20 protein-coding genes and 1 pseudogene are annotated in these 20,963 nt (G+C 69.7%); 8 read left to right on the top strand and 13 right to left on the bottom strand.

Annotated elements, in window-relative coordinates; genetic code table 11:
- From AB0L53_RS57500 to AB0L53_RS57475, 6 genes and pseudogenes are all read left to right on the top strand, one after another.
- A pseudogene (locus AB0L53_RS57500) lies at window positions 1–381 on the top strand (alpha/beta hydrolase); the annotation flags it as partial.
- A 131-nt stretch (window positions 382–512) separates the two neighbouring features.
- Window positions 513–779 carry a hypothetical protein gene (locus AB0L53_RS57495; protein ID WP_364015027.1) on the top strand — a complete coding sequence of 89 codons (267 nt, stop codon included), beginning with the start codon at window positions 513–515 and terminating at the stop codon, window positions 777–779.
- A 3-nt stretch (window positions 780–782) separates the two neighbouring features.
- Window positions 783–1,925, top strand: coding sequence for a phosphotransferase (locus tag AB0L53_RS57490; protein WP_364015025.1), 1,143 nt, complete (start codon window positions 783–785; stop codon window positions 1,923–1,925).
- Window positions 1,925–2,995 (top strand): T3SS effector HopA1 family protein, encoded by a 1,071-nt coding sequence (locus tag AB0L53_RS57485; RefSeq protein WP_364015022.1) that lies wholly within the window; start codon window positions 1,925–1,927, stop codon window positions 2,993–2,995. Before AB0L53_RS57490 ends, AB0L53_RS57485 begins: the two co-directional genes overlap by 1 nt.
- 11 nt (window positions 2,996–3,006) lie before the next feature.
- Window positions 3,007–4,359, top strand: coding sequence for a lanthionine synthetase LanC family protein (locus AB0L53_RS57480; RefSeq protein WP_364015019.1), 1,353 nt, complete (start codon window positions 3,007–3,009; stop codon window positions 4,357–4,359).
- 78 nt (window positions 4,360–4,437) lie between these two features.
- Window positions 4,438–4,827 (top strand): VOC family protein, encoded by a 390-nt coding sequence (locus tag AB0L53_RS57475; RefSeq protein ID WP_364015017.1) that lies wholly within the window; start codon window positions 4,438–4,440, stop codon window positions 4,825–4,827.
- Window positions 4,828–4,968: 141 nt separating this feature from the next.
- On the opposite strand, the gene AB0L53_RS57470 is transcribed toward AB0L53_RS57475, so the two are convergent.
- The 3 genes from AB0L53_RS57470 to AB0L53_RS57460 all read right to left on the bottom strand — a co-directional run bounded on the left by AB0L53_RS57470 (window position 4,969) and on the right by AB0L53_RS57460 (window position 8,113).
- Window positions 4,969–5,739, bottom strand: a complete 771-nt coding sequence (locus AB0L53_RS57470) for a sulfite exporter TauE/SafE family protein (protein WP_358439384.1) — start codon at window positions 5,737–5,739, stop codon at window positions 4,969–4,971.
- Window positions 5,740–5,880: 141 nt separating this feature from the next.
- Window positions 5,881–7,005, bottom strand: a complete 1,125-nt coding sequence (locus tag AB0L53_RS57465; RefSeq protein WP_364015013.1) for a serine hydrolase domain-containing protein — start codon at window positions 7,003–7,005, stop codon at window positions 5,881–5,883.
- A gap of 85 nt (window positions 7,006–7,090) precedes the next feature.
- Entirely contained in the window at window positions 7,091–8,113 is a 1,023-nt protein-coding gene (locus AB0L53_RS57460) for a patatin-like phospholipase family protein (RefSeq protein WP_364015010.1), read from the bottom strand.
- A 150-nt stretch (window positions 8,114–8,263) separates the two neighbouring features.
- Between AB0L53_RS57460 and AB0L53_RS57455 the strand changes: the two genes are divergently transcribed.
- Window positions 8,264–9,046 carry a DeoR/GlpR family DNA-binding transcription regulator gene (locus tag AB0L53_RS57455; protein ID WP_364015007.1) on the top strand — a complete coding sequence of 261 codons (783 nt, stop codon included), beginning with the start codon at window positions 8,264–8,266 and terminating at the stop codon, window positions 9,044–9,046.
- 55 nt (window positions 9,047–9,101) lie between these two features.
- On the opposite strand, the gene AB0L53_RS57450 is transcribed toward AB0L53_RS57455, so the two are convergent.
- From AB0L53_RS57450 to AB0L53_RS57440, 3 genes are all read right to left on the bottom strand, one after another.
- Window positions 9,102–10,286 carry a cytochrome P450 gene (locus AB0L53_RS57450; protein ID WP_364015004.1) on the bottom strand — a complete coding sequence of 395 codons (1,185 nt, stop codon included), beginning with the start codon at window positions 10,284–10,286 and terminating at the stop codon, window positions 9,102–9,104.
- A gap of 88 nt (window positions 10,287–10,374) precedes the next feature.
- Window positions 10,375–10,938 carry a TetR family transcriptional regulator gene (locus tag AB0L53_RS57445; RefSeq protein ID WP_364015001.1) on the bottom strand — a complete coding sequence of 188 codons (564 nt, stop codon included), beginning with the start codon at window positions 10,936–10,938 and terminating at the stop codon, window positions 10,375–10,377.
- 75 nt (window positions 10,939–11,013) lie between these two features.
- A complete protein-coding gene (locus tag AB0L53_RS57440; protein WP_364014998.1) occupies window positions 11,014–12,333 on the bottom strand; it encodes a hypothetical protein in 1,320 nt (439 codons plus the stop codon).
- Between the two features lie 147 nt (window positions 12,334–12,480).
- Here AB0L53_RS57440 and AB0L53_RS57435 point away from each other — a divergent pair, with 147 nt between their 5' ends.
- Window positions 12,481–13,365 carry an AraC family transcriptional regulator gene (locus tag AB0L53_RS57435; RefSeq protein WP_364014995.1) on the top strand — a complete coding sequence of 295 codons (885 nt, stop codon included), beginning with the start codon at window positions 12,481–12,483 and terminating at the stop codon, window positions 13,363–13,365.
- On the opposite strand, the gene AB0L53_RS57430 is transcribed toward AB0L53_RS57435, so the two are convergent.
- The 7 genes from AB0L53_RS57430 to AB0L53_RS57400 all read right to left on the bottom strand — a co-directional run bounded on the left by AB0L53_RS57430 (window position 13,362) and on the right by AB0L53_RS57400 (window position 20,785).
- Entirely contained in the window at window positions 13,362–14,285 is a 924-nt protein-coding gene (locus AB0L53_RS57430) for a dihydrodipicolinate synthase family protein (protein ID WP_364014992.1), read from the bottom strand. The two genes, AB0L53_RS57435 and AB0L53_RS57430, sit on opposite strands and share 4 nt — an antisense overlap.
- A gap of 78 nt (window positions 14,286–14,363) precedes the next feature.
- Window positions 14,364–15,275 (bottom strand): ABC transporter ATP-binding protein, encoded by a 912-nt coding sequence (locus AB0L53_RS57425; protein WP_364014989.1) that lies wholly within the window; start codon window positions 15,273–15,275, stop codon window positions 14,364–14,366.
- Complete coding sequence (locus AB0L53_RS57420; RefSeq protein ID WP_364014986.1) at window positions 15,272–16,261, bottom strand: ABC transporter ATP-binding protein; 990 nt, start codon at window positions 16,259–16,261, stop codon at window positions 15,272–15,274. Before AB0L53_RS57420 ends, AB0L53_RS57425 begins: the two co-directional genes overlap by 4 nt.
- Window positions 16,262–16,290: 29 nt before the next feature.
- The gene (locus AB0L53_RS57415; protein ID WP_364014983.1) at window positions 16,291–17,829 is read right to left on the bottom strand and encodes an ABC transporter substrate-binding protein; all 1,539 of its coding nucleotides are present in this window, start codon (window positions 17,827–17,829) and stop codon (window positions 16,291–16,293) included.
- Window positions 17,830–17,911: 82 nt separating this feature from the next.
- Window positions 17,912–18,787: an ABC transporter permease gene (locus AB0L53_RS57410; protein WP_364014981.1), complete on the bottom strand. Its 876-nt coding sequence runs from the start codon at window positions 18,785–18,787 to the stop codon at window positions 17,912–17,914.
- Window positions 18,784–19,713 (bottom strand): ABC transporter permease, encoded by a 930-nt coding sequence (locus AB0L53_RS57405; protein WP_358439352.1) that lies wholly within the window; start codon window positions 19,711–19,713, stop codon window positions 18,784–18,786. Before AB0L53_RS57405 ends, AB0L53_RS57410 begins: the two co-directional genes overlap by 4 nt.
- Window positions 19,714–19,759: 46 nt before the next feature.
- Window positions 19,760–20,785, bottom strand: a complete 1,026-nt coding sequence (locus AB0L53_RS57400) for a LacI family DNA-binding transcriptional regulator (protein ID WP_364014978.1) — start codon at window positions 20,783–20,785, stop codon at window positions 19,760–19,762.
- Window positions 20,786–20,963 lie beyond the last annotated feature (178 nt).

Raw genomic sequence — 20,963 nt, 5'->3', positions numbered from 1 at the left:
GCGGCCCTGGGGGTGAGTCGGCTCAACTGGCGCTCGGCCGACCCGGCGGTGTTCCAAGGCGTTAAGGCGGCCCTTGCCGGTGACTTCACCGACGAGGGTGTGAGTCGGCTGCTCAACATGCTCGAACCAGACGAGACCGCCACCATTCCCATGGCCGAAGCCCGGGGCCAGGCGGAGACCTGGGGCCGGATTCCCCGTACCTATGTGCGCTTCACCCTCGACCGGCTGGTTCCGCCGGCGCTGCAGGACCGGTTCATCAACGAGGCCGACCGCCTCACTCCGGACAACCCGACTGACGTACGAAGCATCGCGGCACCCCATTTCGGGCCGTTCGACCGACCTGAACTGGTGGACATCTTCGCCGAGCTCGCCAGCCGCTGACCTCACCCCGGGTTCCATGGCCATGCGGCATGGAACTGGTTGGAACGTGGTGGAACGCCATATTTCCAGGGGGCCGCCTCACAAACGGATGCGACGACATCAATCGCCGCACACCCATGGGGAGAACAAGCATGAGCATTCAGTACGGCGTCACCGCGATCACGGCGCAAGCGTCCTTTCTCCAGGGCGGCATCGCCGCCCGGTACCTGCCTTCGGCCGACATCACTCCGCTCGCGGTGCGCCGGGACCCCTACGTCCGCGCCTCGGGGACGCAGGGCATCGACTGTTCGATCAACCAGCACATCCCGACCTGCCGGTTCCAGACGACCGACTGCACCAACGGCTGCCCCGACCCGGGGACCGGCTCCTTCTGCCCGACCCGCGAGTTCGTGTGCTAGCCGATGGTTCTCGCTCTGCCGGAACTCACCACCTACCTGCTGGATAGGCGGCACGTTCACCCGGAGGCGGTGGTCGACGGTGGTCTCACCATCGTCGACGCGTCCCGCCGCAATCACAACGTCCTGGTGAGTGCTGAGCCGGCGGTCGGGCTGTTCGTCAAACAGGGTCGTTTCGATCCGGTCCAGCCGGCTGCCGGCTGGACCGGGAGCGGGTCGCTGGCGCATGAGGCGGCGGTCTACTCTCTGCTCGACTCACTACCGCGCCCTTCCAGCGGCGGGGGGATAACGGGAGCGCTGCCGCGCTGCCGCGGATTCGACGCCGACCGCGATCTGCTCATCCTGGAATCGCTGCCGGACGCGTCGGATCTCACCTCGTACCACTCTCTTACACGCCGGTTTCCCGCCACCGTCGGAACCCGCCTCGGGACCGCGCTCGCCGACCTGCACGAGCGCGCCTTTCACGCGGCGCGGCGAAATCCGGTGGACTTTCCCGGGCGGCTGCCCTGGGTGCTCGGGATCGACCGTCCGGGAACGGCGTTCTATCGCGAGATGAGCAACGCGGGCCTCGAACTCGTCCGCATCCTGCAGTCGTCCCCGGAGCTCCGGGCGGCGCTCGCGGCACTGCGTACCGGCTGGCGTCAGGATGCCTTCGTCCACCACGACGTCAAATGGGACAACTGCCTGGTGCTCGCGGCCGGGGCGTCGGGGCGGCGTACCCGGGTGGCGCTCGTCGACTGGGAGTTCGCCGACCTGGGAGACGCGTGCTGGGACACCGGTTCGGTGTTCGGCGCCTACCTCGGCTGCTGGCTGGCCTCGATCCCGGTGACCGGCAGCGAGCTGCCCGACCGCTACCTGGAGCTGGCCGAGTACCCGCTGACGCGCATGCGGCCGGCGATGCGCGCGTTCTGGGCGGCGTACGCCGGCGCGCGTGAGTGGGACGCCGCGACGGCGGACGCGGCGCTGATCCGCAGCGCCCGCTACGCCGGGGCGCGCCTGCTGCAGTCGGCGTACGAACGGGCCCAGGGTGCCGCCCGCGTCTCCACGGCCGTGGTGTGCCTGGCCCAATTGGCGGAGAACGTGCTGGTCCGGCCCGAGGAAGCGGTCGAGCACCTGCTCGCCGTGCCCCTCGCTGCGAGGAGGAGCTGATGAGTGACACCCGCGCGCTGGTGGCCGAGGCCGTCGCCGCGACGCGTATCCACCCGCCGACGCGCTACACCTGGTTCGGGCGGATGTCGCCCCGGCTGACCGCGCGCGCCGCCCGGATGCTCAGCCCGCGTGCCACCCGGGACCACCTCGTGCACCGGTTGGCCGGTCAGTTGTACGGCGACTTCTACCGGCGCGGCCGGGCCGAGCCGCCGCGCTGGGGTGTCCAGGGGTCTTCCGCGAGCCGCAGCGGCTTCGCGGCCGCGCTGTCGGCGGCGAACTGCGGGCAGGGATATCTGGACGACGGCTGGCAGGTGCGCGGGATCGACGAACGCGGGGTGATGGTCGCCAAGAACGGACTGGAGCTGACCGTTCACGCCACCGAGCTGGCGGGTGTACCGGTGGTCGGCGAACGGGCCGCGATGCGGCTGCCCAAGGAGCTCTTCGAGATCTCGCCGGGCTTCTACCTGGCCCGCGCTGACCGTCCGATGGACACCGGGCCGAGTCGCCGGGTGGTGCGGTTGTACTGGAACCTCCGCGCCGATGGTGCCGTCCCGTTCGTCGAGGCCGCGACGCGGCTGTTCAACTCGGCGGGCGCGGCCTTCCAGCTCAAGGTGCTGAACGATCCCGGCGCCTTCAGCCGGTGTGACGCGGGGGTGGCCTACCTGGCCCGTGACGACTACCCGGAGCTGGCCGGCCTGATGCTCGCGCTGCATGCCGAGATCGGCGGGTTCCTGTCGCCTCGGACACCGGTGTTCACCGCCGAGCTGGCGCCCGGCTTGGGGTTCGCCGAGGATCCCGGGACGGGGGAGAGCTTCGGGGAGCACCGCTGCCGGCTGCTCGCGGAGGCGCTGGTGCAGGCGCACGAATCGGGGTGGACGGACGACACGGCCAGACTGGTGGCCGTCGAAGAACGCTTCGCCCGTGCCGGGATCGACCTGGACGCCGCACACTTGAGTCCCGATCCGCCCAGCGACTTGGCTTCCGCGCACCTGAGTCCTGACCGGGCCGCAGACCTGGGCTCCGCGCACGTGCGTCCCGATCCGGCCGCCGACCTGGCACTCGCCCCATGACCCCCCGCCCTATGACCACCCAAGACCGCGCCATGATCATGCCGCTTGGCGAGCCCGCGGCCGAGCAGTTGGCGGTCGCGGTGTCGATCGGCGAGCGGCTGGTCAAGGAGGCCGTCTGGTCGGGGGAGCGCTGCAACTGGGTCGGGGCCGAGCCGGTGGACCTGCGGGACCGAGTCGGTGCGCTGACCTATCGGGCACTGGGCCCCAATCTGTACGTGGGCAGCAGTGGCGTCGCGTTGTTCCTCGCCCAGCTGGCCACGACCACCGGCCAGGACGAGTTCCGCCCGACGGCGCTGGCGGCGATGCGGCACGCGATCTCCCGGCGCGACGACGTCAGCCCTGCCGCCCGTCTGGGCTTCTACAGCGGCTGGGCCGGAATGGCGGCGGCCGCGCTCCGCACCGGCCGGCTGCTCGACTCCGCGGAGCTTGTCGACGCCGGGAGCGGCCTGCTCCGCGACCTGGCCCGGCAGCTCACCGGGGTGACGGAGGGCGAGGCGCAGGAGTACAACCTCGTGCCCGGGGAGCAGGAGTACGACCTCATGTCCGGGGTGGCCGGGGCCGTTCCGGCATTCGCCCTGGGACACCGCTGCACCGGCGACGAGTGGATGGCCGAGGCGGCGGTCACGGCGGCCCTGTGGCTGGGGAGATCCGCCAGGAAGTCCCGTACCGGCTGGTCCTGGCGCTCGCCCGGCCTGCGCAACCAGCACGATCTCACCGGCCTCTCGCACGGGGCGGCGGGCGTCGCCGTGGCCTTCCTCGAGGCGTTCCGGCTGACCGGCGAGGAGGTGTTCGCGACGGGCGCCCGCAACGCGATGCGTTACGAGGACCGCTGGCTGGACGTCGGGGAAGGCAACTGGCCGGACTTCCGGGAGAACCCGGCCGACCGCCGCGCCCGTACCTTCGTGACGCTGTGGTGCCATGGCGCGCCGGGCATCGCGCTGTCCCGGCTGTACGCGTACGAACTGCTCGGCGAGGCGCGGTGGCGGCATGACGCGATGACGGCACTCGCCACCACGGAGCGGGTGACGCGCCCGCTGACGAACGGCGGCGGAGCCGACTTCTCGCTCTGTCACGGGCTCTCCGGCAACGCGGAGCCGTTCGAGGAGGCCCGCGAGGTCCTCGGCGCCGTCGGCGCGGTCATCCCACGGCTCGGCGCCGAGGCCGTCGGCATGGACATCCCGCGGCTTGTCGCCGACCACGGTCTGGAGCGCTACGCGCGCACCGGTGTGAGCTGGCCGTGCGGGACTCATTCCGGGGAGACCCCGAACCTGATGCTCGGTCTTGCCGGGATCGGCTACTTCTACCTGCGGCTGGCCGTGCCGCAGGTCCCATCTGTGCTGTTGCCGGTGCGGTGGGATCGGTGACCGATCAACGCCACAGCAGCGGGAAGGCGTGACACGATGGCCGCCTGCCGTGGTCACGCAGCGAAGAGGAGACCCCTGATGCGTATTGATCGCCTCGATCACCTGGTGTTGACCGTCACCGATTTGGCGGCGACGGTCGACTTCTACAGTCGCGTTCTCGGCATGGAGCCGGTGATCTTCGGCGAGGGGCGCAGGGCACTGGCGTTCGGCCATTCGAAGATCAATTTGCACGAGGCGGGCCGTGAGTTCGAGCCGAAGGCCGCCCACGCGGTGCCCGGCAGCGCTGATCTCTGCCTGATCAGCGCTGTCCCGCTGGAGCAGGTCATGGCCGAGTTGCTACGGCACAACGTGGAGGTCGAGGAGGGGCCTGTCCGCCGTACCGGCGCCCTGGGGCCGATCGAAAGCGTCTACGTGCGCGACCCCGACCACAACCTCATCGAAATCAGTGTTTACGTCGAGACGCCTTGATGGGGAGCGCCGACCGAGGAGGCGAAGGCGAGATCGCTTTCCTTCCGCGCCGTACGGGCCGGTGTTCCACCGCCTCATGGCTCACCTCCCCCCGGATGCGGGCTACTTCGGAAAGATCCGCGAGGTGGGACCAGTGACTGATCACGGCCACAGCAGCAAGCGGGCGATGGTGACGGTGCCGATCGCCACGATCAGGGTCCGTAGGACCGCGGGGCTGAAGCGGCGGCCCATGCGGGCACCGAGCTGGCCGCCGATAGCGGACCCGAGCGCGATGAGTACGACGGCCGTCCAGTCGAAGTCCGCGACGAAGAGGAAGAAGAGCACGGCGACGGTGTTCACGACGGCGACCAGAACGGTCTTGATGGCATTGAGGCGTTGCAGGGTCTCGTCCAGGAGCATGCCCATCAGGGACACGTAGATGATGCCCTGGGCGGCGGCGAAGTAGCCGCCGTAGACGCTGGCCAGCGTGAGGCCGATGAACAGCAGCGGACCGCCGTCCCGGCGGCCGGGGTTGCCGTCCGGGTCGCGGCGGCTTCGTACGTACCTGCTGATCAAGGGCTGGAACGCGACCAGGACGAGAGCGAGGCCGACCAGAGCCGGCACGATCGTCTCGAACGCCGTGGCGGGCAGCGTCAGCAGGAGCGTGGCGCCCGCGAGCCCGCCCAGCATGGCTCCCACGCTGAGTTTGAGGATGCGACGGCTCTGACCGCTGAGTTCAGCTCGGTAGCCGATGGCTCCGCTGATGGATCCGGCGATCATGCCGAGCGCGTTGGAGACCGTGGCGGTGACCGGCGGCAGGCCCGTGGCCAGCAGAACGGGAAAGGTGATCAGTGTCCCGGAGCCGACCACGGTGTTGATGGTGCCGGCGGCGACCCCGGCCGCGAACACCGCGAGCATCTCTCCGGGCGTCACGCCGTGCGTCCCGGCGCCGCACCGCCGCCAGAGCCAGACAAGGTTTCCATGCGGGCGACCTTATGCTGCGCACGCTTCGCCGCGCACCGAAGCATGCGGGCGCCACTGCCCCTATCCGCGCTCACCGAAGCAGGTCGGCGCCTACTTCCCAGGACAGAAGACCGCCTTGGCCGCCTGGTCGATGGCGGCTGGGGAGAAGTCCATGTTGCTCATGCTCAACGTGGCGGACACGGCGAACTGCAGGCGGCCGTCGAGAGAGGTGAAGGTCGCGGCCACGAAGCCGGGCCCGCTGCCCGCGATCGCCTGCACCGGGGGTTCGCCGCCGCACAAACGGCTGCCGGGGGCAGGCTGGGGTGGTGCGTCCTCTGGCGGGTCGGTGATCACCTTTTGCAGCGACGCCGGCAGCAGCTTGCCTTGGACGAACGCGCGCCGGAAGGCGCTGGCGTCACGGGCGGTAGAGATCACCCCGCCGGCCGCGTACCCGAAACTTGCGTTTTGCCGGTCCACATCGCGCGGCTTGCCTTGGGCGTCGGGGTAGTAACCATGCCCGTGTGGGCCCTTGATGCCCATGGGCGGCTTGGTGGGCAGATAGGTGTGGCTCATCCCGAGGGGGGCGAAGACGCGCCGGGTGAGTTCGGCGGGCACGGTATGGCCGGTCACCTTCTCGATGATCATGCCGAGGAGCACGTAGTTGGTATTCGAGTAGGTGAACTTCTCCCCCGGCGCCCCTGTCCGGGGCAGGCCGCGGGTGGCCTTCACCAGCTCGATCGGAGGGTGGTAGGTCGTGAAGTCGAAGTTGTCGAACAGCCCGGTTGTGAAGAAGTCGGGGATGCCGGAGGTGTGCCGGATCAGCTGTCGTACGGTGATCTCATCGGCCCGCTCCACCAGGTCCTGCTGAGCCACTTGCGGCAGGACGGCGCTGAGCTTGTCATCCAGGCCGAGCTTGCCCTCCTTGACCAGTTGCAGCAGCACGGTGGCCGTCATCTGCTTGGTCTGGGAACCGACACGGTAGCGGGAGCCTGCGGGGATCTTGCCGCCCTTGCCGTTGAGGAGGCGGGAGCCGGCCGAGCCCTGGCTGATGCGCTTGCCGTCGACGTACACCTCGCCGATGGCGCCGACCACTCCGGTGGTCTTCGCGAGGGCGTTCAACGCCTCCTGTACGTTCCCGGTCTGCGGTCGGTCGGCGGCGGTGGCGGGTGCGGCGATGCTCAGTGCCAGCATCACGCAGGCCAGACCGGCAGTACGAGCTGCGGTCGTACTATTCACAACAATGGTCCTCTCCTCGCGGGAGCGCGCGGGGAGCATTCGGCAGGGCCAAGACGCTCCCAGCGTGCTGACGTTCGAGGACTTTTTAGGCCAGCGGCTGTTTCCTCACCGTTTCCGCAGACAGTGTGGTGGCGGGCCAGGCTACACGCAGCCGTTCGGCCTCGTGTTCGGCTTGCGAGACTCCGGCGTGGAAGGCTGGTTTCCAGGACGCCACATCTGACAAATCGGAGCCGAATGCCTTCAGCGAGGAGGCGTCGGGACTGACCGCCATGGCCGTGTCCGCGCCGAGCCCGTCGAGCGGCTCGCGGGGGAACAAGTGCGCCAGCGGCTCGACGAGCAGCACGACGTGGGCGCCGGCGGCCAGGGTGACGTTCGCGCCGCCCGCCAGGGCGCCGTCGATGTACCGGTGGCCGTTGATCGTGATGGGCGGGTAGGCGCCCGGCATGGCGGAGCTGGCCGCCACCGCGGCTACCAGCGGCGCGCCGCTGTCGCGGTCCCAGACCTCCGGCTCGCCGGTCTCCGCGTTGACTGCGGTGATGAGCAGTCGCCGGTCGGGCCATTGGCGCGCGGTGATCAGGGACTCCATCAGGGCGATGCGCTCCTCCTCAAGGATGGTGGCAGCCTCGAGGGCGATGCGGCCGACCCGGCGCCGGGCCTCCTGCGGTTCCAGGGTGGGGTCGCCGAGCACGGTGAAGACCTCAGCCATACGGGCTGGGTCCGTTGGCGGGCGAGTCTGCGAGTTGGCCCGCGAGTCCGTCTGCGGGACTGACCGCGAGCCCGCCCGCAGCTGCGTCTGCGAGTCCGTCTGCGGGTCTGTCAGCGAGTCTGTCCTCGGGTCTGCCCACGAGCCTGCCTGCGAGGCGGTCGAGCGCCCGTCCTGCTCCTGTCGGTGGTCGCGGTCGGGACCTGTACGGGTGGCGAGCCGGTCGAGGTCCTGGCCGGTCGCCAGCATGGCGCCGACGATCGCCCCGGCTGAGGTGCCGACGATCAGGTCGGCGTCCGCGAGGTCCACTCCGCGGTGCCGCAGCCCGGCGGCCAGGCCGGCCATCCAGGCCGTGCCGGGGACGCCTCCGGGCCCGAGGACCAGTGCCCGCGAAGTTCTGCTCATGACTTCCCTTCCCTGCGGATCGGTACGGGACCACTCTCGGACCTCAACCAAGGTTGAAGTCAAGTCGGCTCGTCGCTCCTCGCGGTGCCGGTGGTGTGAGAGATTAGAAGGATTCGTGGAGGTCTCACCGATGCATGGGGAGTGCCGTAGGTGAAGTCACGCGCGGCCGGTGGGGCCACCAGGCGCCAAGCCATGGCCGAGCATGTCCTGCGGCATGGCTCGGCATCGATGACGGAGCTCGCCGAGGCGTTCGGCGTGAGCGTGATGACCGTTCACCGTGACCTGGACCAGCTGGAGAGCCAGGGCATGGTGCGCAAGTATCGCGGTGGCGCGAGTGCCCAGGCCTCCAGCATCTTCGAGAGCAACATCGCCTACCGCAAGACCGCCCAGACCGCGGAGAAGGAGGCGATAGCCCGGCATGTGGTGGGGCTGATCGAGCCGGGGAGCTCGGTCATCATCGATGACTCCACGACCGCGCTGGCCGTCGCGCGTCATCTCGACGAGGTGGCTCCCCTGACGGTGGTGACCAATTTCCTGGAGGCGATCAGGCTCCTCGCCCCCATGCCGGGCATCCGGCTCATGGCGCTCGGCGGTGAATATTATCCGACGCACGACTCCTTCCTGGGCGTGGCCTGCGTCGACGCGGTCGAGGCGATGAACACCGACACGGTGGTCGTCTCCACCTCGGCCATCTCCGACCGGCACGCCTTCCACCAGGAGCAGGAGATCGTGCTGGTGAAGCGGGCCATGCTGGCCGCGGGCACGCGGTGCGTCCTGGCGGTCGACCACACGAAGCTCGACCGCGTGGCCTTGCACCGGGTCGCTCCTCTCGACGCCTTCGACGTCATCGTGGTCGACTCGAACGCGCCGCCCGAGGCCGTACAACGGCTCCGCGATCGGCATCACCGGGTCGACATCGCCCAGGTCGGCTAGTTCGCTGTCCACGGACGTCCACCGGATCGACCTCACCGTTCGGATACAGGGGCCCCTACCAGGTGACAGGGAGCCGGTGCACGCCGTAGATGGTCATGTCCGTACGCATGGGCACCTCCTCCCGCGGCGCCGCCAGCCGCAGAGCGGGGAAGCGCTCGAACAGCGCCCAGTACGCGATCCGCATCTCGAGCCTGGCAAGCTGGTGGCCCAGGCACTGGTGGATACCGTGTCCGAAGGCCAGGTGCCCGGTCGACGAGGGCCTGGTGACGTCAAGGGTCTCGGGGACCGGGAACCGTTCGGGGTCGCGGTTGGCGGCTGGGATCGACAACGTCACCACCTGGCCCTTCCTGATGGTCCGGCCGGCGATCTCGACGTCCTCCAGCGCGGCCCGCATCGGCCCGAGGTGGGCGACCGACAGGTACCGCAGCAACTCCTCGACCGCACCCTCCGTCCGGGCTGGGGTCGCGCGCAGCGCGGCGAGCTGGTCCGGGTTCTCCAGGAGGACGTACGCGCCCAGGCCGAGCATGGCTGCCGTGGTCTCGTGGCCGGCCACCAGGAGCAGCAGGCCGACCCCGGCGATCTCCTCCTGCGTCAGTTCGCCGTCGGTGACAAGGCTGGTGAGTAGGTCGTTCGCCGGGTGCGCCTGTTTCGTCCCCGCGAGCTCGTACAGGTAGCCGAACAGGGAGGCCGTCGCGCCGATGACCTCCTCCTTTGTCGATCCGTCGCGCAGGGCAGTGGCGGAGTCGTGCTGGAACCGTTCGCGATCGGCGTATGGCACACCCAGCAGCTCGCAGATCACCAGGGAGGGGACGGGCAGGGCGAACTCGCGTACCAGATCGGCGGGCGCGCCGACACGTTCCATAGCGTCGAGCACCTCGGTGGTGATCTGGTTGATCCGCGGCTCCAGGGCCTTCAGCCTGCGCACTGTGAACTGGGCGGTGAGCTGGCGGCGGAAGCGGGTGTGGTCGGGCGGGTCCAGTTGCATGAAGAAGCCGGGAGGCTGGACGAAGCTCGCCGGATCGAACCCCTCCCAGGCGACGGGCCAGCGCAGGTTCTCCAGGCGGCTGCTGAACCGGGCATCGGCCAGCACCGCCCGGGCGGTCGCGTAGCCGGTCACCAGCCAGCCGTCGTGGCCACCGGGGTAGCGCATGGGCTGGATGGGCGCCTCCTCGCGCCAGCGGCGCAGCTCCTCCGGAGGGTCGAACGGGGATGGGCGTCTCGTGGGGAAGGTGATGGTCACGCTCTCGCTCCTCAACAACTGGAGAATCCTCTACATTTGTAGAGTATCGACGGCGTGCGGCGGTCTCTGAGGCGGTGTGGTCGTACAGTCAGCCCTTGCCGACGGTGGCGAGCAGCGCGCGGATCTTGGGCCGCAAGTCGGGCAACTCGCCTGGGTCGCTGAGCAGGTGGTCGAGGAGCAGGCCGTCGCCGTACGCGATGAGGTCACGGGCCCACAGGTCCGCGTCGGGCACGCCGGAGTCGGCCAGCAGGCGGGTGATCAGGGCCCGCACGCGGGCGCCGCCGGCCACGAGCACCGTGCGCAGTTCGGGCCGCCGCGTGGCCTCCAGGGACAGCTCGTACCTGGCGAGCTGGCGGTCGCGGCTCGTGCTGAGCCACTGCCCGATGAGCCAGGCCGCGGCCTCGACCAGGCCGTCTCGGCCGGTGCCGGCCGACTCCGCCCGCTCCTGCATCGCGGCCAGGTCGGCGGCGGTGTGGTCGGCGAGCCGCTCGACCGTCGCCTGGAGCAGCGCCTGCCGAGTCCTGAAGTAGTAGGAGGTCGAGCCTTCCGGCAGGTCGGCCGCCCGGTCGACGGCGCGGTGGGTCAGACCACGCATGCCTTCCGCGGCGAGGAGCCTGATCGCCGCGTCGGCGATCTCCTGTCGTCTCGACACGGGCCGAGTCTAGTGGTGGCTTGGTCCCTCCCACCGGGAGGCAGGATGGAGGCCCACCCTGCTCCCGGCCGCGGGCTAGGGGAGGGCGGTGCGGGGGACGGCGAAGATGGCCCGGCCGCAGCTCAGCGGGGTGGCGGTCTCAGTGGCGCACTGGTTCTTCGTCCATTCGGTCAGCGACCAGACCAGGCCGGTGGCGTAGTCGTAGGTGAGAGACTCGGGATGCATCCCCCAGCACTCGTTGGCCGAGCTGTAGGGGTTGGTGCAGGTGTGGGATCTGCCGGTGGAGGTGTTCAGGGCCCATAGCTCGCCTGCCTCGTCCGGCCAGCTGTGCGCCACATACCAGGTGCCGTTCCAGGACAGTACCCCCTGCATGTTGCCGACCCGGGTGCGGTACGCCTGGGCCGCCGGGGTGTAGCCGCTGGCGTTGGCGCTGAGCAGGAAGTTCGCGCCGCCGAGGTTGTACCGGTAGACCCTGCCGTGCAGGGCGGGGTCGCTGAAGTACTCCACGGCGGTCAGGGAGTCGGGGGTGGTGCTGCGGTCCAGGGAGATGGAGGCGAAGCACGGCACGCCCGTGTCGCTGCTCATGGTGCACGTGCCGCTGGCGTAGCTGTAGAAGCCGACCTCCGGCATGACGTACTGGTAGCCGTACGCGGCGTACCCGCTGCTCGTCTTGCCGATCGCCGAGCTCGGGTCGTTCACCTGCAGGATCTCCGACATGCTGAACACCCTGATGCCGGTGGAGTTGGCGCCCGTCGCGCTGACGTACAGCTTGTCGCCGTACCAGACCATGCCGCCCATGTGCGCCTTGGCGGGGCCGAAGGTGTTGTTGGCGTAGCTGGTGGCGTTCGCGTTGGTGGTGCCGTCCGTCGGCGCGACCAGGTAGACCCAGCGGTACTTCGGCGCCGACGGGTTGGTGTAGTCGATGAAGGCGACCCTGGCGTCGTTGTTGCGATTGCTCGACCCGCACTCGGCGGAGTTGCAGTGGTTCCAGCCGCTGATGATGGCCTTGTACGAGCCCCAGGTGCCGTCGTCGTCGGCGTCGCCGGAGGTGGTGAGGCTCTGCGGGATCCACGTCTCGGTGCTCGCGTCACCGCTGTCCCAGCACCAGCTGACCGTGGCGGCCGGCTTGATCGGCAGTCCCGCGGCCTCGGTGCTGTCGCAGGTACGCATGGGGTGGTTGGCACTGGTCATGACGTCGGCGAAGTCGACCTCGGTGAGGCCCGGCTGCGCCTTGAGCGTGCTCAGGCCGGTCGTCGGGTGCCAGATGACACCGGCTCCGGAGACGGCGACGAGCGGGGTTCCGTAGGCGGAGTCGTCGACGGGGTCGGCGTGCGCCGGGGTGGCGACGGCGAGGGGGACGATGAGTAGCAGAAGGATGGCCACGAGTCTGGACAAGGGGGTGTCCTCTCTTACCGGCACATGTCCCCATATGTCGAGAAGGGGACAGCAGAAATCATGGAATCCGGAGTAGGCCCTCAGATAGCACTAAACACGTCTTAGTCGGATGAAATTGACATCAATGCGACGACTAGGGTGGCGGCTGTGACGGCCACCCCCCTGAAGTTGTCCCGAGGTCTGCTCTTCATCGCCGACGGCTCTCCCGCCTACGCGCGGCGCTACACGCACGACGGCGAGGAGCCCGTGCACGCGCACAGCTTCGTGGAGATCGCCGTCGTGGTCGCCGGCACGGCCGTACACCTTTCCTCCGCGGGACGCCAGGAACTGCAGGCCGGGGACGTCGTCCTGCTGCGTCCAGGCGTCTGGCACGGGTACGAGGACTGCGCGCGGCTCGTCCTGTACAACTGCTGCATCGGCACCGCCCTGCTCCGCAACGAGCTGTCGTGGACGCGCGAGGACCCTCGGCTGGGCTACCTGCTCTGGACCGGTCCGCACTCGTTACAGCGGCGCGGCCTGCTGACCACCCATTTGGCGGATCTTGATCTGCGTACGTGCCTCAGTTACCTGGAGGCGCTCGACGGGCTGCGCGACCGCAGCATCCAGCGGCACCGGGCCGACGTCATCGGCTGGCTCTCGTTGTTCCTCGGGCACCTGTCCCGCACCGTCGACACCGGCCAGGACGAGGCGGCGGCCGACGGCGTGGCGACGCATCCGACGGTCATGCGCGTGGTGGGCATGGTGGAGGGGGACCTCGCTCACGACTGGACGCTGAACGAGCTGGCCGGGGCCGTCGCGCTCAGCCCCGCCTACCTGGTGCGGCTGTTCAAGTCGGCCACCGGATTGCCGCCGATGGCCTACCTGGGCCGGCTGCGCGTCGAGACCGCGGCCGACATGCTGCTGCGTACCGAGGAGCCGGTGACGTCGATCGCCCGGGCGGTGGGTTGGCCGGACCAGAGCCACTTCGCGCGCCGCTTCAAGGCGTACTTCGGACTCAGCGCGACCACCTACCGCAACCGGTTCCGCACCTAGAGACGCCCCGCTTCTATGAGGTGTTCCGCCTGGTCGGCGGCGAAAGCCTGGATGGCGGCCCGTTCGGCCGCGTCACATGGCAGCAGCGGCGGGGCCACGTGCTCGGTGCACAGCCCGCGCTGGCGCAGCAGTTCCTTCACCGACGGCACGCCCGGCCGGATGGCGTGCAGCGCGGCGAGCCCGTCGGCGACCGTCTGCAGATGGTCGAGCGCGGCGTCGTTCCCGGCCTCGTACGCGGTGACGAGCCCGGCCATCGGCGCCGGCGCGAAGTTGGCCAGACCCGGTGCGATCCCGTCCGCTCCGGCACGCAGCCCGGTGGCGAGCCGGCCCTCCGCCCCTTGGGTGACGCCCACGCCACCTACTTCGCGGGCGATGGCGACGATGCTCGCGAACAGCTCCGCGTCCCCGGAGCTGTCCTTGATCCCGATGACGTGGCCGAGCCGCAGGACCCGCGCCACCAGGGCGGGTGTGAGCGGGTTGGCGTAGCGGGGCGCGTTGTAGGCGACGACGGGCACGCCGTACTCGGCCAGGGCGGCGAAATGCGCGACGATCTCGTCGTCGCGGTGCCTGAAGTAGCCCGGCGGGCTGAGCAGGAAGGCGTCCGGTTCGGCGGCCAGTGCCGCTTCGGCTTTTGCGCGCGCGTCGAGCGTGCCCTGCGCCGATACGTTGACCAGCACGGGGCCGTCGGCGACGAGGGCGCGCCAGGCGCGGGCGGCGGCCGTGGCGTACGCGCTGATGGACGAGGCGGGCAGCAGCGAACCTTCTCCGTTGCTGCCGAGCAGCAGCAGCCCGCGCACGCCCGTGGCGGCCAGGCGGGGGAGCAACTCGGGGGCAGCCCTGAGGTCGGGCCGGCCCGGAGCCGCCATCGGCGTGACGACGGGTGCGGTCACGCCGCGCAGCAGGGTTCGGCCGTCGCTCATGATCATCATCCCTACGAATCGCCTTTCTTCAAGCGGGCAGAGGTTGGTCGTGCGACGCTGACCTCAGGCGCTGAAACATCAAGTGCTGTCCTCGGCGCCTGCGGTGGACAGCTCAAGAGCGGCATCGAGCAGGCCGCGCGTGTACTCGTGCCGCGGCGACCCGAGAACGTCCGCCGTCATCCCTTCTTCCACCACCACACCGCGGCGCATGACGGCGATCCGGTCCGCGATCTGGTGCACCACCCCGAGGTCGTGGGAGATGAAGAGCATCGCCAGATGGTGACGCTCACGCAGGTCGACCAGCAACCGCAGGATCTGCGCCTGGACCGACACGTCCAGGGCGGACACCGCTTCGTCGCACACCAGCAGCCGCGGCCTGACGGCGAGCGCGCGGGCGATGCTGACCCGTTGGCACTGTCCGCCGGACAGCTCGTCCGCCCGGTGCCGGGCGACGCTCGCGTCAAGGCCGACGTCGTCGAGCAGGCGGTGCAGCGCGGCGGTACGGTCGCCGGGCGGGGCCGAGCTCGGATGGGTGCGCCAAGCCTCGTCGATGATGGCGGCGACGGTCATGCGCGGGCTGAGCGAGGACCGTGGGTCCTGGAAGACCATCTGCGCGGCACGTTGCTGCGCCGTGGTTCGGTGCCCGACCGGTCCCAGGGGCACGCCGTCGAGCAGGACGGAGCCGGAGTCGGGCCGGACCAGGCCGACCACCGCGCGGGCCACCGTGGTCTTGCCCGACCCGGACTCTCCGACCAGTCCCACGATCTCGTCGGGAGCCACCGCCAGGCTCACGCCGTCGACCGCGACGAACTGCCCGGACCGCCGCTCAGTGCGCGAGCCGAACCAGGAGCCAGAGCGGTCAGCGCGCGACCGGAACCACGATCCACGGCGGTCAGTGCCCGACCCGAGCCAGGCGCCACGGCGGCCGAAAGCGACCCGTAGGTCGCGCACCTCGAGCAGGGTCCCGCCCGCGTCAACGTCTTCACTCATCGCGACAGCAGCTCCTCGGCGAAATGGCACGCGGCCCATCGGCCGGGCGCGACGGATCTCGGCTCCGGCTCCTCGGTGCGGCACCGATCACGTGCCAACGGGCACCGAGGGTGGAACGCGCACCCCGGCGGCCGGTTCGCCGGTGTGGCCGGCGTGCCCGGCAACGGGTGCGCCAGCGCGGTACGGGTCCGCACCGCGGGCACGCTCTCGACCAGCGCACGGGTGTACGGGTGGGCCGGGCGAGCCAGCACCGCCGTGGTGGGGCCGCGCTCGGCCACCCGGCCGGCGTACATGACGACGACCTGGTGCGCGACGTGCGCCACGACCCGCAGATCATGGCTGACCAGGAGCATCGCCAGTCCCTGGTCCTGCTGGATGGAGCGCAGCAGGCGCAGGATGCGCGCCTGCACCGTGACGTCGAGCGCGGTGGTGGGCTCGTCGGCGAGCAGTAGCGCCGGGCTGCCCGCCAGGGCAAGGGCGATCATGGCCCGTTGCCGCATCCCGCCGGAGAACTCGTGCGGGTAGTTGCGCATCCTCGTGGCCGGCTCCGGCACGCCGGCCAGGTCGAGCAGTTCGAGCACCCTCTGGCGTACCTCGGCGCGCGGGCGGCCGGCCCGGCGGAGGATCTCGCCCACCTGGCGGCCGATCGCCTGCGTCGGATTGAGCGCGGCCAACGGGTCCTGAAAGATCATCGCGATCTCGTGGCCGCGCAGCCGGCGCCTCCGGGCGGGGCTCGCCCGGAGGAGATCCTCGCCCCGCCAGCGCAACTCCCCGCCGGTCGCCGCTCCATTCGGGAGCAGGCCGATCATGGCGTTCGCGGTCATCGTCTTGCCGCTGCCCGACTCGCCGATGAGCCCGACCGTAGTCGCCGGCGGGATGTCGAACGTCACCCGGTCGACGACGCGGATGGCGCCTCCGGCGACGGGCAGGTCGATGACCAGCCCGTCCACCTCGAGCAACGGGTCGCCCGTCGTGGCGTCAGGCACCGGCCGAGGGTGTGATGTCCGCGTTCGGCTCATGAACCGCTGACCTGCATGCCGGCGAAGTCGGGCAGCCCGTTCGGATCCGGCGTGACGCCGGTGACCCGGTGGTTCCAGACATAGGCGTATTTGACTGCCATCGGGAACATGCCGACCGCGTCCCGCCAGATGATCTTGCTGGCTTCACCGTACAGCTTGACCCGCTCGCCGGCGTCCGGGCTCGCCCCGGCGGCGGCGAGCAGCTTGTCGAGCTCGGGGTTGCAGTAGCCGTTGCGCTTGGCCGCGCAGGGGTACAACCGGCCGAGCGTGTTGGCCGAGTCGAACGTTGGGTTCGACAACTGCTGGAAGTTGACGTCCCAGTTCAGGGCGAGCAGGTCCTTGGTGAACACCGCCTGCTCCTTCTCCAGCAGGTCCACCTGGACGCCGACCTTCTGCAGATCGGAGACGATCGCCTGGTTGAACGGCCGGAACTCGGCGTTGGCGAACTGCAGCCGCAGCTTGGCGGAGAAGTCGAAGCCGGCGGCGGTCAGCGCGGCCTTCGCCGCGGCCGGGTCGTAGCGGACGGGTTCCTGGGGGACGTAGCCAAGGGTGACGGGCGAGACCGGGGCGTCGGCCAGGGTGCCGGTCTGCGGGTACAGCCGCTTGATGATGGTCGCGAAGTCGACCGCCTGCCACAGCGCCCGTCTTACCTTGGCCTCCTTCAGCGCCGGTATGGAGGAGTTGAACCACATGGTGAACACGGCGGTGCTCGGCACCGTCTCGACCTTGAGGTTGGAGTCGCGCTGCAGCTCCGCGAGCTGGTCGTCGGGGACGCCCCAGATGAGGTCCACCTCGCCGGTCCGCAGCGCGGTCATCCGGGCCGCGAGCTCGGGCATCTTGCGGATGGTCACCCGTCCCAGCCGGGGCGCGCCTGCGTAGTAGCCGGGGTTCGGCACCAGCACGAGCGTCCCGGCCGCGTCGAACTTCTCCACCTTGAACGGCCCTGATCCGACCGGGTTCTTGAAGAACGCCGGATTCTCGCCGGTCAGACTGCCGGGCAGCACGTAGAAGATGGCCAGCTTGTACGGCACCGCCGCATCCGGTTTCGCTGCCTTCAGCACCACCTCGGTGGGCGACGTGGCGGTCATCGTGTAACCGGTGAAGTTGGCCGAGCTCGTGCTCTTGAGGTCGATGAACCGCTTGAACGAGGCGACGACGTCGTCGGCGGTGACGGGCTTGCCGTCGCTGAACTTCACGCCCTGCCGCAGCGTGAACGTCCACTGGGTGGCGGAGGCGTCGGGCTTCCAGGCGGTGGCGAGGTCACCCTGCAGGCTGCCGTCCGGGCGTGGCCGCATCAGCCGGCTGAAGATCGCCTGGGCGGCGAGCTGGGTGCCGGTGGCGCTGCCGGCCAGGGGACTGGCCGGGTCGAGGTTGTCGATGGCGTAGGTGCCGGCGACGGTGATCTCACTGCCGCCGGTGCCGCCGCCGGTGCCGCCACCGGTGGCGGCGCTGCATCCGCTCAGCGCGATGGCCGCGGCGGCGATAAGGGCCAGTGCCGCCTGGCGCGGCCTGCCTGAGGCAAGAGGTCTGGTCATGGACGTCTTCCCGTCTTCCGAGGGCTTCAGGGGGTGCTTGTGAAGGGAAGGAGGGTGTGTCGGTCGGACGTGGGCCGGTGCCTCACCTGAGATGTCCGCGTCCGTATCGGGCGGTGAGCTGGTCGCCTAGGATTCCGATGTTGATGATCAACAACGACAGTGCGACGCCGGGCAGAGCCGAGATCCACCAGGCGGTTTCGAGATACTGCTTTCCGTTCGCGATGGTCTGGCCCCACGAGACCGCCGAGTTGGGCAGGCCGATGCCGAGGAAGCTGAGCCCGGCTTCGGCCAGCACGACGAGAGCGAACTCCAGCGTCGCCAGGGCGACCACCGGACCGGCCGTGAGCGGCAGGATGTGCCGCACCAGGATGGACGCCGGCCGTACACCGAGGACGCGGGCCGCGTCGATCCAAGGCCGCTCCCGCACCGATAGCGCGACGCCGCGGGTGACTCGCGCGAACGAGATCCAGGCCGTCGCGGAGAGTGCGGTCACCACCACCAGGACGCTGCGCTCGAAGGCGCCCGCGATCACGATGGTCAGCAGGATCGCCGGGAAGGCGAGCAGGATGTCGATGCCACGGGCGAGCACCGTGTCCGGCCAGCCGCGAAAGTAGCCGGCGACGATGCCGATGGTCACGCCGATCAGACAGGAGACGACGACGGTCGAGACACCGATGATCACCGACGTGCGAGCACCGTAGACGACCTGGGCGAGGACGTCACGGCCGAGAGCGTCGGTGCCGAACCAGGCGATCCCGCCCGACGTGACGTGCGAGCCCGGGCTGAGCAGCCGGTCGTCCAGAGCGACGCGCACCGGGTTGTAGTCCATGAGCAGCGGGCCTGCCCCGCCGACCACGGCGTAGATGGCGAGCACGGCGTACGGGATCCGGCTGAGCCACCGACCGGCCGCCACCCGCCCGCGGCCGGCGCCAGGCAGGACGTCGACGAGGGCGGTCATGCCGCACCGTCCAGTTTGATGCGCGGATCGAGTTGGGAGTAGAGCAGGTCGGCGACGAGATTGAACAGCATCACGATGCCGGCGATCAGGAAGGTCGCCGCCTGGACCACGGCGTAGTCGCGGTTGGAGACCGCGTCCACCACGAGCGTGCCGAGCCCGGGCCAGGCGAAGACGTTCTCGACCACGACCGCCCCGCCCATCAGGCCGGCCATGTGCAACCCGACGATGGTCACCACGGGGATGAGGGAGTTGCGCAGTGCGTGGCCGAGCAGCACCTGCCGCTCGGTGAGACCTTTCGAGCGAGCTGTCTGGATGTACGGCTCGCGCATCGTCTCCGCGACGCTCGTCCTGGTCAGGCGGGCCACGATGGCGGTGAACGGCAGCGCCAGCGTGATCGCCGGCAGGATCAGGTGTGCGGGTGTGCCCGCCCCCGCGCTGGGCAGCAGGCGGAAGGCCAGCGCGAAGACGAGGATCAGCATGATGCCCACCCAGAAGGTGGGGAACGACTGCAGGGCGATGGTGCCCGCGGTGACCACGCGATCGACGACGCCGCCCGGACGCCCGCCGGCCAGCAGTCCGAGCACGAGGCCGAGGGCCACGGCGATGAGGGTCGAGGCGAGCATCAGGTCGGCGGTCGCGGGCAGGCGCTCGAACACCTGCGACATCGCTGGCCGATCGAAGCGGTAGGAGCCACCGAAATCCAGCCGCGCCACGTCGGCGAGATAGCTGAGGTACTGAGTGAACACCGGCCGGTCGAGTCCGAGTTTCGTGGTGAGCTCGGCCACCTGCTCCCGGCTCGCGTCCGGGCCCAGCAGGATCGTCGTCGGATCGCCCGGGGCCACCCGGACGATGAGGAAGATGAGGGAGGCGGCTCCCCACATCACCAGCACGCCGACGAGCAGCCGTTTGGCGATGACCCGGATCATGTGTCGTCCCAGATGTTCCAGCCGACGGCTGCGGGCTTGGTCACTGCTATCTCCTTGGTGGTGCCACCGTCGCGCCCGGAATGAGGGGGCATTTGACGTATTCTCTGCGGGCCTCCGGCTCGGGCGCCTCCAGCAGGCGCACCAGCAGGTGGGTGGCTTGCCGGCCCATCTGCTCGCGTGGGACGACCAGGCCGGTCCAGGGCGTGTCGGTGCGGGACGCGCCGGTGGAGTCACCCAGCACGACCATGCTCAGATCGTCCGGGACCGACATTCCGTGCCGCTGCGCGCAGGTCAGAAGCTCCTCTGCCAGGAGGATCTGCTCCGCCACCACGGCGGTGATGTCGCCGTGCCGGATCTCCGCCAGCAGACCCGGCACATCGTCGGCGGACTTCAGCGTCCATACCGGACCGGTGAGCCGCCTGGCTTCCCCGGCGGGCATCGCTCGCTGGAATCCCTTCTCCCGATCTCGGCTGGGCTGCGCCCCGCCGTCGCCGATGCGGGCGTAGGCGATCCGCCTGTGGCCCAGCTCGAACAGCTGTTCAGTGAGCTGCTGGGTCGCTCCGGCGTAGTCGGCCGCCACATAGGAGATCGGCACTCCGGATACCTCCCGGTGTCCCACGTAGACGAACGGGTAGCCGGTGTCGCGCAGCCGTTCGATCTCCTCGACGTTCGGGTCACGCCCGAGCAGCAGCGCGCCGTCCGCGAGTGACAACCGGGTCGTCCCGTCACGGAAGACCTGCCGCTCGCCACCGCCGCTGGTGAACATCAGCAGGTCGTAGCCGAGGTCCGCGGCTGCCTGCTCCATGCCGAGCAGGAACGGGAAGTAGAAGTCCACGCTGGTCGTCGGGAAGACCGGTTCGAAGGTGTGCACTCCGATGATCTTGTTCTGGCCGCCGGCGAGGGATCGGGCCGACGGGTTGGCGACGTAGCCCCATTCGCGGATCGCCGCCAGCACTCGCTCTCGGGTCGTCGGACTGATCCGGACGTCGTTCCGCTCGTTCAGCACGAGCGAGACGGTGGCCTGACTGACGCCCGCGAGGCGCGCGATGTCGGCCTGAGTAGGTTTTCGCACCGGTCCGCGACTCATCCGAGCCCCCTGCTAATGCGCCTAACACAGTGATCGCAAAGTCTGGCTCTCGATTCTGTGAAATGTCAATGGACCTGGGCGAGAACGCGCTCTCTGCAATCGAGGGCAATTACTAATACCCATTAGCGTCTGGTGTCCGGGAAAGATCGCAGGTACCGTCCAG

The sequence above is a fragment of the Nonomuraea sp. NPDC052129 genome (assembly GCF_040680095.1).
In the GTDB taxonomy this organism is placed as follows: Bacteria; Actinomycetota; Actinomycetes; order Streptosporangiales; family Streptosporangiaceae; genus Nonomuraea.
The sequence above is the reverse complement of the archived record's forward strand: the minus strand, read 5'-3'. Positions and strand labels throughout refer to the sequence as shown.